This is a genomic window from Verrucosispora sp. WMMC514 (assembly GCF_027497295.1).
GTDB lineage: Bacteria > Actinomycetota > Actinomycetes > Mycobacteriales > Micromonosporaceae > Micromonospora > Micromonospora palythoicola.
This window is the reverse complement of sequence record NZ_CP114906.1, coordinates 4,344,363-4,356,597: the sequence shown is the minus strand read 5'-3', so window position 1 is coordinate 4,356,597 and position 12,235 is coordinate 4,344,363. Positions and strand designations below refer to the sequence as shown.

Below are 12,235 nucleotides of genomic sequence, written 5' to 3'. Positions count from 1 at the left end.
CGACTGCCCGGGCCGGAACTGGTGCGACTGCCAGCACCGTACCCCCCGACCGACCCCTCCCGTCACCGGTCCGGCCGGCGAATGAGCGACAGCGCGCCGATTTCCGTCCTCTGGCCGGATCCGTCGCCCGGGCCGGTGGACGACGACACGCTCATCGCCAGATACGCCCGCGCCGACCGGCCGCACCTGCGGATGAACTTCGTGACCAGCGTCGACGGCGCGGTCAGTCTCGACGGTTACTCGGCCGGGCTGTCCGGCGCATCCGACAAGCGGGTCTTCGGGCTGCTCCGGATGCTCTGCGACGCACTGCTGGTGGCCGCCGGCACGCTGCGCCACGAGGGCTACCGGGCGATCCGGCTCGACGAGCGACGCCGGGCCTGGCGACGCGCGCACGGGCTGACCGAGTACCCGGCCCTGGTCGTGGTCTCCGGCTCGCTGAACCTCGATCCGGCCCAGGCCGCCTTCGCCGACGCACCGGTACGCCCCGTGGTGCTCACCCACCGGAACGCGGCGGCACCGCCCGGCCTGACCGCCGTGGCCGACCTGGTACGCCACGGTGACGACCGGGTCGACCTGGTCGCCGGGCTGGCCGAACTGCGCCGACGCGGACTCGGTCAACTGCTCTGCGAGGGCGGACCGCACCTGTTCGGCGCCCTCACCGCCGCCGACCTGGTCGACGAGGTGTGCCTCTCGATCGCGCCGCTGGCCGCCGGGGCCGGGCCCGGCCGGATCACCGCCGGCGCCCCGAGTCCCGCCCGGAGCCTGCCGCTGCGGCACGTGCTCCGCGCCGACGACGGCACCCTGCTGCTCCGCCACGCCCGGCACTGACGGGCGACCCGCACGCCGTTACCGAAAAGACCGCGAGACCGCAGGTCAGCTCACTAGCGTAGACCGGTGTCGGGGGGCTGGGACGGGGCGTACGAGGTGGTCGAGCTGCGGGTCCACGGCGTTTCGGGAGCCGCCGCCGAGACACTGCTCGACCATCCGGTGGTGACCAGGGTCGCCGGTGACGACAACGCCGGCTTCTACCGTCCCCGGCCCGGCTTCGGCGTCAGTGACCGGCCACAGGCCCTGCGGGTCGAGGCGTACCGGTGGGGGGCGCTGACCGCCGGCGGCGCCGTGCGTACCCTCTCGCTGCTCTTCCTGCTGCCGTTCATGCTCGTCAACCTCGCGGTGTGGACGCGGCCGGCGACCGGTGGGGCCGGCGGCGTGATCGGTCCGCTGTGCCGGGTGCTCGCCGCCACCCTGACCGCCGCGTTCATGCTCTCCGTGGTCGGCGTGACCGTCGACATCGTCGGCTGGCAGTGCGTTCCCTACCAGCCCTGCCTGCGTGGTCGCGGCTATCTGTCCTGGCTCGCCCACCTGCCGCTCGGGCCTCGCCTGGCGCTGCTCGCCCTGGTGCCGATCGGTGCCCTGCGGCTGCTCTGGTGGCTCGGCGAACGGTCGGCCCGGGTGTTCGAGGCGTTCCCGGCCGCCCGCGGGCAGGACCGCACCAGCGGCGGCGAGGACCGCGTCGACAGCCCCGGCTTCTGGAACGACGCACTCGTGGTGCACCGGTTGCGCGCCATCCACGTCGCGGTCGGGCTCGGTGTGCTCGACGCGAGCCTGCTCACCGCGCTGGTCCATCTCCATCCCACGCCGGTCGCGCACCTGCTCCTCGGCGCGACCTGGGTGCTGCTGGCGGCCTGCGTCGCCCTGCTCCTGCGACCGGCGCGCGCCGCGCCGGACGGCCAGGGCCGGGGACCGGTCGACCTGCGCGGCATCCGGCCGCTACGGATCGGTGCGCTGGCGCTCACCGTGCTCACGCTGCTCTACAGCGCGGTGCCGGTGGAGCCGGAGCCCTCGCACGGCCAGTTACCCGGGTACGAGGGCGCGGTGGCCGGCCTGGTGGCGGTCCAGGCCGCGCTGCTCGGCGCGCTCGTCGCGACCACGCTGCACCAGCGGCGGCGCAGCCACACCGTCGGCACGTCCTGGCTGAGCGGGCTCGCGACACCGATCTTCGCCGCCACGTCCATCGCCGTCTCGTACGGGTTCGCCGCCGCCCTCGTCTACCGGATCGCCGACCTGCTCGACCGCGGCGACATCCCGAATCCGGCCCGGCTGGACCGGTCCGGCGCGCCACCCCTGGAGCCACCGGTCTCCTACCGCTGGGCGGCCCTGGCCGGCCTGGTCACCGTCCTGGTCGTGGCCGCGACGACGCTCTGGCGCATCCAGGTGTCCCGGCGGCAGCGCCGCCGGATGGCCGAGGAGATCGTCCGACGCGACTTCCCCGACCCACCGCCGGAGGCACTGCCCCGACGCGCCGCCGTCCGGGAGATCGTCGCCCGGTCCGCGATCGCCGAGCATCTGGGGCCGGTGCTCACCGTGTTCCTGGTGCTGTCGATGGTCGGCGTCACGGTCGTCGCCCTGGACCTGATCGGCATCGGACCGTCGGAGCTGAGCCGACGGCTGGCGGGAACCGACGGCGAGGCGGCCACGGACCTGGCCCTCGCGACCGATGTGGGTATCTACGTCATCGGCCTGGTCGGGCTCGGCATCGTGGTGCTCGGGCTGTTCTCCTACCGCTCCGAGGAGACCCGGCGCACGGTGGCGGCGATCTGGGACCTCGGCACGTTCTGGCCGCGTACGGTGCACCCGTTCGCGCCACCCTGCTACGCCGAGCGGGCGGTACCGGAGCTGGCCAAGCGGGTCGCCGCGCTGGCCGACCCGGGCGGGGTGATCCTCTCCGGGCACAGCCACGGTTCGGTGCTGGCCGCCGCCACCCTGCTCCAACTGCCGTCCCGGGTGCTGCCCCGGGTGGCGCTGCTGACCCACGGCAGCCCGCTGCACCGGGTGTACGCGCGCCTGTGCCCGGCCTTCTTCGGCAGCCCCGTCCTGACCGAGCTGGGCGAACGGATCGGGTGGCGCTGGGTGAACCTGTGGCGGGACACCGACTCGATCGGCGGACCGATCTTCTCGGCCCACCGCCCCGGCCAACGGCCGCGGGTCACCGGGCCCGCCGGCACTGTCGACCGGCGGCTGCGCGATCCCCGTGGCATCACCGTGCCGCCCGACGACACCGTCCCACCCCCGGTCGACCGGCACTGGCCGTACCACACCGACGAGGCGTACGAGGCGGCCGTACGGGACCTGGCCGGGCGGTTGCGGGCGGCAGCCGGCACGAGCCCGGACCCGACGGCCTGACGCTCGACGGGCCGCCCTTCACAGCCCGGACACCCGCCGTCAGAGTCCCGTCGCCGTGCGCGATCGGCACGGTGTCGTTACGTGGCCTGCGCCGCGTCGCGTGGCGGCCTGTCGTACTCCTCCGGCAGGATGCAGGGCGTGTGTGCCGACCGCGACGACCGACCGAGCGGAGTAGCCCGATGATCGACCAGGGGTTCGACGGCCCCGGCGAGGGGGTGGGCCGGGTGCTGGGCACCGCCGACGCCACTCCCCTGCAGTTCTGGACGGCGGTCGCCCCGGGCAGCTATCTCCAGCTCGACGACGTCGTGGTGACCCGGCGGGAGTTGCCCGACCGGGAGCCGGTGACCATCGCCGGAGTGGTCACCCAGGTCCGGGCGCGGCACGAGGGCGCGCAGTTCGACTCCGACGTGTTCGCCATCGCCGACGGCACGCTGCCGGCGCAGGTGCAGGAGGCCGCCGAGATCACCACCACCCGGGTGGATCCCGAGTTCTACGTGCCGCCGCAGCCGGGTGCCGTGGTGCACCGGGCCGAGGGCGACGCCCGCGCCCGGGCCCTGCACTTCGACCGGATGGAACGGCGCATCCCGATGGGCACCGGCCGCGACGGTGTGCCGGTCTACCTCAACGCCGACTTCCTCGACGGCAGTCGGGGCGCGCACGTGTCGATCTCCGGCATCTCCGGGGTGGCCACCAAGACCAGCTTCGCCACCTTTCTTCTCTACTCGGTGTTCCGCTCCGGCCAACTCGGCGGCGACGCGGTGAACGCCAAGGCGTTGATCTTCAACGTGAAGGGTGAGGACCTGCTCTTCCTCGACCACCCGAACGCCCGGCTCGACGATCCGACCCGGGCCGCGTACGCCCGGCTCGGCCTGGCCGCGGACGCCTTCCCCGACGTGCGGGTCTACGCGCCGCCCCGGGTCGGTGACTCGTCCGGCACACCGGACGTGAGCAGTCGGCTCACCGGGGTCGACAGCTTCTACTGGACGCTCAGCGAGTTCTGCGCGGACCGCCTCCTGCCGTACGTCTTCGCCGACGCCGACGACGAACGGCAGCAGTACACGATGGTGGTCCACTCCGTCGCCGCCCACCTGGCCCGGTACGCCCAGCCCGCCGACGGCGGCGTCAGCATCGACGGTGTCCGGCTGGGCAGCTACGGCGACCTGGTCGACCACGTCGTCGAGCAGCTCAGCGACGACGAGACGCGCGGTGACTGGGCGGGCAGCGCGGTCGGGTTGGGCACGGTGAACGCGTTCGCCCGCCGGCTGATCGGCAGCAAGAAGGACCTGTCCCGGCTGATCCGCGGCGATCTGGCCACCCGCCGTCCGCACAGCATCAACACCTCGGAGTCCGCCCAGGTCACCGTCGTCGACCTGCACAACCTGCCGGACCGGGCGCAACGTTTCGTGGTCGGCGTGACGCTCAAGACCGAGTTCGAGCGCAAGGAGAAGGCCGGCACCGCCAAACCGCTGCTGTTCGTGGTGCTCGACGAGCTGAACAAGTACGCCCCCCGGGAGGGCTCCTCCCCGATCAAGGAGGTGCTGCTCGACATCGCCGAGCGGGGCCGCTCCCTCGGGGTGATCCTGATCGGCGCGCAACAGACCGCGAGCGAGGTGGAGCGGCGGATCGTCACCAACTCCGCCATCCGGGTGGTGGGCCGGCTGGATCCGGCCGAGGCGTCCCGCCCGGAGTACGGATTCCTCCCACCCGCCCAGCGGCAGCGCGCGCTGCTGGCCAAGCCGGGCACGATGTTCGTCAACCAGCCGGACATCCCGGTGCCACTGTGTCTGGAGTTCCCGTTCCCCGCCTGGGCGACCCGGGTCTCCGAGGCGGGAGCCGCGCCGTCGCAGACCCTGCGGTCGATCACCCAGTCCGCCGACCCGTTCGCGGTCGTCGGCTCCGGCGGCGGCACCGACGACGACATCCCGTTCTAGCCCGGGGGTAACAGCATGAAGATCCTGCACACCTCCGACTGGCACGTGGGAAAGGTCCTCAAGGGACAGTCGCGGGCCGAGGAGCACAAGCAGGTGCTGGCCGGGGTCATCGACATCGCCCGGCGGGAACGGCCCGACCTGGTCGTCATCGCCGGTGACCTCTACGACACGGCGGCACCGACCCCGGAGGCGACCCGCCTGGTCACCCGGGCGTTGACCGCGCTGCGCCGCACCGGCGCGGACGTGGTGGCGATCGGCGGCAACCACGACAACGGTCCGGCCCTGGACGCGCTGCGCCCGTGGGCCGAGGCCGCCGGCATCACCCTGCGCGGCGGCGTACGCGAGGATCCGGCCGAGCACGTCATCGACGGCACCACCGCCGACGGGGAACGCTGGCGGCTGGCCGCGTTGCCGTTCCTGTCCCAGCGCTACGCGGTCCGGGCGGTGGAGATGTACGAGCTGACCGCCGCCGAGACCACCCAGACGTACGCCGACCACCTGGGCCGGATCCTGGCCCGGTTGACCGAGGGTTTCGACGAGCCGGACCGGGTGCACCTGGTCACCGCCCACCTCACGGTGGTCGGCGCGGCCACCGGCGGCGGCGAGCGGGACGCCCACACCATCATGGGTTACGCGGTGCCCGCCTCGGTCTTCCCCGGCACCGCGCACTACGTGGCGCTCGGGCACCTGCACCGCGCCCAGCGGGTGCCGGGGCCGTGCCCGATCCGCTACAGCGGCGCCCCGCTCGCGGTGGACTTCGGCGAGCAGGAGAACGTCCCGGCGGTGACCCTGGTCGAGGTCACCGCGACCACGGCGGCGCGGATCCGCGAGGAGCCGGTGACCGCGGCGACCGCGTTGCGCACCGTACGCGGCACCCTCGCCCAGCTCGCCGAGATCACCCCGCCGGAGGGCTGGTTGCGGGTGTACGTGCGCGAACAGCCCCGCGCCGGTCTGCGTGAAGAGGTGCAGCAACTGCTTCCCCGGGCCCTGGAGATCCGCATCGACCCGGAGCTGGTGCCGGCGCCCGGCAGCGGCACCCGGGTGGCGCAGCGCTCCGGCCGCTCGCCCCGGCAGTTGTTCGCCGACTATCTGGACAGCCGGGGGCATGTCGACGAGGGCGTCCGGGAACTCTTCGACGAGCTGCTCGAAGAGGTCGATCACTGATGCGGCCGATGCGGCTGGACCTGGCCGGTTTCACCGTCTTCCGCGACGCCACCACGATCGACTTCACCGACGCGGACTTCTTCGCCCTGGTCGGGCCGACCGGTTCGGGCAAGTCGACGGTGCTCGACGCGATCTGCTTCGCGCTGTACGGCACGGTGCCCCGCTGGGGCGGCACCCGTGGGCTGGGCAACGCGCTCGCGCCGTCGGCCACCGAGGCGCGGGTCCGGCTGGTCTTCGAGTCCGGCGGTGCGCGCTACGTCGCCACCCGGGTGGTGCGTCGGGACAGCCGGGGCAACGTCAAGACCGCCGGCGCCGGGTTGCAGCTGATGCCGGAGGGGTTCGACGTCACCAAACTGGACACCGGGCTCAGTCCGGAGGATCTCGGCGAGGTGGTGGCCGGCACCCCGGCGGAGATGGACGCGGCCGTGCTGGCGGCGGTCGGCCTGCCGTACGAGCAGTTCACCAGCTGTGTGGTGCTGCCGCAGGGCCAGTTCGCCGATTTCCTGCACGCCCGTCCGGCCACCCGGCAGCAGATCCTGGTCAACCTGCTCGGTCTCGGCGTGTACGAGCAGGTGCAGCAGCGGGCCACGACCCGGGCCGGGCTGGCGGAGGCGAAACTGGAGGCGGTCGACCAGTTGCTCGCCGGGCTGTCCGACGTCGACGACGACGCACTGGCGCAGGCCGCCGGTCAGGTCGACCGGATGCGGGAGCTGGCCGGGTCGGTGACCGCCGCCGTACCGGAGCTGGAGGCGGCGCGCACGACGGTGCGGGAGGCCAACGCGGCGCTGGCCACGCTCGACGCCGAACTGGCCGCGTTGGCCGAGGTCCGGGCACCGGACGGGGTGGCCGAGGTAGCCCGAGCGGTCACGGCGACCCGGGCCGAGTCCGACGCGGCGGCGGCCGCGGTGTCGCTGGCCGAGGAACGCGAGGAGAAGCTGCGCGGCGAGCTGGCCGCCGCCGGCGACGAGAGCGCCCTGCGGATGCTGCTGCGGGCGTACGCCGACCGGGAGCAGCTGTCCGCCCAGGCGGAGCAGGTGCGGGCCGGAATGGAGGCGGCCGGCGTCGAGCACGACGCGGCGGTGCGGGCGCTGACCGGGGCGCAGGCGGCGGCCGAGCGCGCCGAGGCGGAGTTGGCGGCGGCGTTCCAGGCGCACGAGGACGCGAAGACCGCCGACCAGGCGACGGCGTTGCGCGCCCACCTCAGCGACGGGGACGCCTGCCCGGTGTGCGAGCAGCCGGTGGCCCGGGTACCGACGGTGCCGGCCGGCTCGGCGGTGGCCCGGGCGGTAAAGGCCGGCAAGGCGGCCCGGGCGGCGAGCGAAGCGGCCCGGAAGCTCGTCACCGAGCGCGACGCTGCCGCACGTGACCTGGAACGGGTGCTGCTGCGCGCCCGCGCCGAACATGACGGCCTGCGGGCCCGACTGGCCGAGCTGGACGAGCGGCTGACCGGTGCGGCCACCGCCGAGGCGCTGCGGGCGCGGCTGGCGGAGCTGGCCCGGCTGCGGCAGGGGCTGGACGAGGCGACCACGGCGCTGCGGGCGGGCCGGGACGCCGCCCGGCAGGCCCGGGCAGCGGTCGAGGCGGCGCAGGACCGGCTCCGGACGGCATGGCGGCGCTTCGACGGCGCCCGTGACGCGGTCGCCCGGTTCGGACCGCCGGCCACCGACCGCGACGACGTCGCCGCCGCCTGGGCCACGTTGGCCGAGTGGGCACGGGAGCAGGCACGGCACCGCCGGTCGGAGCGGGACGGGCTGGCCGGTGCGGTGGTCGAGGCGGAGACGGCGGCCGGTGCGGCGGCGGACCGCATCGCGGGCATCTTCGTCGACGCCGGGCTGCCCGCCCCGGACGATCCGGTCCGCGCCGCCGCCGTCGCCGTGGAGCGGGCCGAGGCCGAGCTGCGCCGGTTGACCGAGCGACGCGAGCAGGCGGCAGCGCTGCGCGAGCAGCGGGCCGGGCACGAACGCGAGGCGCAGGTGGCTCGGGCGCTGGCGGGGCACCTGCGGGCCAACAACTTCGAGCGGTGGCTGCTGGCCGAAGCGCTGGATCTACTCGTCGACGGCGCGTCGGGGATCCTGCGGGAACTCTCCGGCGGCCAGTACGACCTGGTCCACGACAAGGGCGAGTTCTTCGTGGTCGACCACCACGACGCCGGGCTGCGGCGCGGGGTACGGACGCTGTCCGGCGGCGAGACGTTCCAGGCGTCGCTGGCGCTGGCGCTGGCGTTGTCCGAGCAGTTGGCCGGGATGTCCACCACCGCGGCCAGCCTGGAGTCCATCGTGCTGGACGAGGGCTTCGGCACTCTCGACGCGGCCACCCTCGACACGGTGGCCGCCACCCTGGAGAACCTCGCCGCCCGGGGCGACCGGATGGTCGGCGTGGTCACCCACGTGCCGGCGTTGGCCGAGCGGATCCCGGTCCGCTTCGAGGTGCACAAGGACGCCCGCTCGGCCCGGGTGGAACGGACCGGCCGGTGATGCGGGCGTGAACCGCTTCTTCGTCGACGCCTGGGATCCGGGCTACGGCGCGTCGTTCGAGGCCGCGCCGGCCGGTCCGGCCGCGCCGAGCAGCGCCCAGGTCGAGGCGGAACACGAGCTGCCTGCGGTGGACTGGCGGGCGATCGGCCCCCGCCCGGAGGTCCGGGCACCGGACGTGGTGCTGCTTGTCGACGGGGTACGCCGGATCGACGCCAGCATCTGGACGGCCGAGGAGGACGGCGGCTCGTTTCCCGGGCTGGCCGCCTCGTACGCGGCCGGGGTGGTGCGGTGCGACCTGGACCGCGGTGCCGCGCAACTGGCCGGCGCCACGGTGGAGCGGGGCCTGTTCACCGCCAGCCCGTCGGCGACCGACGTGGTGGCCGGCAACGTCCGCTACCCGGTGCACCGGGTCGGCGGCAGCGGTGAGCTGGCCAAGCTGCCGGCCGCGGTGCAGGGTCCGCTCACCGCCCTGGAGGTGCGGGTCTCGGCCGCCGCGCGTACCGACGACGACCTGCTGGTGGTGGACGGGCCGTTGCGCAACCGGCGGCAGTTGCCGCGCACCCTCGGCTACATCAAGACCCAGCACAGCCAGTACCTGGACGCCCGACTCACCGCCGTGGTCACCGCTCTGCCACCGGGTCACCGTTCGCCGGTGTTCCGGCTCGGCACCGCCTGGGGCGGCTGGTCGTGGTATCTGCGGCTGCCGGTGGCCGCGGGCGCGCCCTGGGCCGGCATCGTGCGGCTGGAGTGCTCCGCCGACCTGGAGATCGCCGAGGCGGTGCGGCTGGCCGACCTGTCGCTTGCCACCCTGCCCCGGTTCGCCTCCAGCCCGTACAAGGATCCCCGGGCCCCACAGAACCTGGTGCCGATCGCCGGGCTGGAACGGTTGCTGCGTTCCCGCCTGGGTGACGCCCGGCTGCTGCATCGGGCGCTCACCGTCGCCGCCCGCACCGCCGCCGCCCGGGCCGGCCGCTGATGGGTCGGCGGCGCGACGCCGACCGGATCACCGAGCCGGTCGACACGGGGCTCGCCGAACTGGTGCCCGATCCGGACCGGTCCGGCTCGTGGACGCTGCTGCTCGACGGCGCACCACAGTCGCACGTGGACCTGACCGACCCGACGCACCTGGAGTTCGAGTACGTCCGTCGGCTGGCCGCCGCGATCGACCTGGTCGCACCGGCGGGTGCCCCGCTGCGGGTGCTGCATCTGGGTGGCGGTGCGCTGACCCTGCCGCGGTACGTCGCCGCCACCCGCCCCGGCTCGACGCAGCGGGTGGTCGAGGTGGACGGGGCTCTCGTCGAGCTGGTCCGGCGGACGCTGCCGTGGCGGGCCGATCCGCGCCTGAAGGTACGGGTGGGTGACGCGCGGGCGGTGCTCGCCTCGTGTCGCGAGGCCAGCTACGACGTGGTGGTCGCCGACGTCTTCGCCGGTGCCCGGACACCGGCCCGGTTGACCTCGGTGGAGTACGCGGCCGACGCGGCGCGGGTGCTGCACCCGGAGGGCTGGTACCTGGCCAACGTCGCCGACGGCCCGCCGCTGCGCCACGCCCGGGCACAGGTGGCCACCGTGCGGGCGGTGCTGCCCCGGGCGTGTCTGGTCGCCGACGCCGCCGTGCTGCGCGGCCGGCGCTACGGCAACCTGGTGCTCGTCGCCGGCCGGCAGGATCCGCCGGTGGCCGCGTTGGCCCGCCGGGCCGCCGGTGACTGGTTTCCCGGCCGGGTGCTGGCCGGGGCGGAACTCGACCGCTTCACCAGTGGTGCCGTCGTGGTGCACGACGGTGCGGCCGTCGACTCCACGCCACCTCCGCCGGGGATTTTTTCCGTCCGACGTTGATCCGTTCGGTGCCGCCCTCCGTACCAGTCAGCAGCCATGCCCGTGGGGGGACGGCTTTCTGTCCAGGGACGTCGGAGGTCTGCATGCACGCACTGGCGGTCGGTTGGCAGGGCGACCGGGTGCGGGTGGACTGGATGTCCGCCCGGTCCCAGTCGCGGCCGACCACGTCCACCCGTGGGGTCGACTCTCGTGCGGCGGCTCGCCAGAATAGCCCGGTGACGCCGCGACCCACCCCTGGCCGCCACCAGGCTTCCACCACCGAAGCCGCCCATTCCGACCAGTTGGTCCGCACGCTCTACGCGGAACACGCCGGGCCGCTGCTGATGTTCGTGATGCGGCTGACCGGCGGGGACCGGCAACGGGCCGAGGACATCGTCCAGGAGACGCTGCTGCGGGCCTGGCGCAACGCGCATCGGTTGGGCGCGCAGGGACAGGGGTCGCTACGGCCGTGGCTGGTCACGGTGGCGCGACGGATCGCCATCGACGAGCACCGCAGCGAGCAGGCCCGCCCGGCCGAGACGTACGACCGGGACCTGACCGCGTTCGCCGAGGCCGACAGCACCGACCGGGTGCTGCGGTCGATGACGGTGGCGGACGCGCTGCGAACGTTGAGTCAGTCGCACCGGGAGATCCTGGTGGCGACGTACTTCCGGGGCCGGACGGTGCCGGAGGCGGCCGAGGAACTCGGTCTGCCACTGGGCACCGCGAAGTCGCGGGTCTACTACGCGCTGCGCGCGCTGCGCACAGCTCTGCAGGAGAGGGGGGTGACGGAATGAGCCGGGTTGACCACATGGACGTCGCCGCGTACGCGCTCGGCGTGCTTGACGAACAGGACATGGAGCGGTTCGAGGAACACCTCGCGACCTGCTGGGCCTGTGCCGCCGAGCTGGAGACGATGGTGCCGGTGGTCGGGCTGCTCTCCGACATCGACGAGGAGTCGATCACGGCATTGGAGCAGACCCACTCGGATCCGGTCCTGCTGGACCGGACGCTCGTGGCGCTGCGTACGCACCGTCGGCGGGCCCGGTTCCGGCAGGTCCTGGCGACCGCGGCCGCCGTGGTGGTCTTCGGTGGCCTGACCGGTGTGGTGTTCAGCAATCTCACCGACAGCAGCACGGCACCGCCGCTCGCCGGGCCGACCACGGCTCCGGTGGACCCGCCGGGCGACCGCCCCGGCAACCCCAGTGGTCCGGGATTCGGCGGTAACGAGCAGGAGGGTGAGCAGGTCGACGTCACCGACCCGGCCACCGGCGTCGAGGCGACGTTCTGGCTGACCTCGAAGGACTTCGGCACCAAGATGGACTTCAGCCTGGGCAAGCTGCCGGGGCCGCGCACCTGTCGCCTGGTGGTGGTACGCGACGACGGCTCCACCGAGGTCGTCTCCACCTGGTCGGTGCCGGACGGCGGGTACGGCACGAACACCAACACGCAGAAGCTGGCGCTGTCGGCGGCCACGTCGACGAAGCGGGACGACATCAAGCAGTTCGAGGTGCAGGAGATCGATTCGCGGGGTGCCACGGACACTCTGGTGACCGTCCCAGCGGCCTGATCCACGTACCCGGAAGGCCCGCCTCGACCCCGAGGCGGGCCTTCGGTCTTCCCGGCGTCAGGCGACTGCGCCACCTGGGGATACGGACTCACACGGACAGC

Annotated in this window: 9 protein-coding genes; all 9 read left to right on the top strand. The window is 73.9% G+C overall.

Annotation, left to right across the window (positions count from 1 at the left end; all coding sequences use genetic code 11):
• The first annotated feature begins 81 nt into the window (after positions 1-81).
• Positions 82-828 carry a pyrimidine reductase family protein gene (locus O7597_RS20325; RefSeq protein ID WP_281580417.1) on the top strand — a complete coding sequence of 249 codons (747 nt, stop codon included), beginning with the start codon at positions 82-84 and terminating at the stop codon, positions 826-828.
• A gap of 66 nt (positions 829-894) precedes the next feature.
• Positions 895-3,183, top strand: coding sequence for a hypothetical protein (locus tag O7597_RS20320; protein ID WP_281580416.1), 2,289 nt, complete (start codon positions 895-897; stop codon positions 3,181-3,183).
• A gap of 179 nt (positions 3,184-3,362) precedes the next feature.
• Complete coding sequence (locus tag O7597_RS20315; protein WP_281580415.1) at positions 3,363-5,114, top strand: ATP-binding protein; 1,752 nt, start codon at positions 3,363-3,365, stop codon at positions 5,112-5,114.
• A 15-nt stretch (positions 5,115-5,129) separates the two neighbouring features.
• Positions 5,130-6,278 carry an exonuclease SbcCD subunit D gene (locus O7597_RS20310; protein ID WP_281580414.1) on the top strand — a complete coding sequence of 383 codons (1,149 nt, stop codon included), beginning with the start codon at positions 5,130-5,132 and terminating at the stop codon, positions 6,276-6,278.
• Entirely contained in the window at positions 6,278-8,752 is a 2,475-nt protein-coding gene (locus tag O7597_RS20305; RefSeq protein WP_281580413.1) for an SMC family ATPase, read from the top strand. Before O7597_RS20310 ends, O7597_RS20305 begins: the two co-directional genes overlap by 1 nt.
• Before the next feature lie 7 nt (positions 8,753-8,759).
• Complete coding sequence (locus tag O7597_RS20300) at positions 8,760-9,728, top strand: hypothetical protein (protein ID WP_269739172.1); 969 nt, start codon at positions 8,760-8,762, stop codon at positions 9,726-9,728.
• The gene (locus O7597_RS20295; RefSeq protein ID WP_281580412.1) at positions 9,728-10,585 is read left to right on the top strand and encodes a fused MFS/spermidine synthase; all 858 of its coding nucleotides are present in this window, start codon (positions 9,728-9,730) and stop codon (positions 10,583-10,585) included. The genes O7597_RS20300 and O7597_RS20295 overlap by 1 nt, the downstream gene beginning before the upstream one ends.
• 83 nt (positions 10,586-10,668) lie before the next feature.
• Positions 10,669-11,361 (top strand): sigma-70 family RNA polymerase sigma factor, encoded by a 693-nt coding sequence (locus O7597_RS20290; protein WP_269739173.1) that lies wholly within the window; start codon positions 10,669-10,671, stop codon positions 11,359-11,361.
• Positions 11,358-12,134, top strand: coding sequence for a zf-HC2 domain-containing protein (locus tag O7597_RS20285; protein ID WP_281580411.1), 777 nt, complete (start codon positions 11,358-11,360; stop codon positions 12,132-12,134). The genes O7597_RS20290 and O7597_RS20285 overlap by 4 nt, the downstream gene beginning before the upstream one ends.
• The last annotated feature ends 101 nt before the right edge of the window (positions 12,135-12,235 follow it).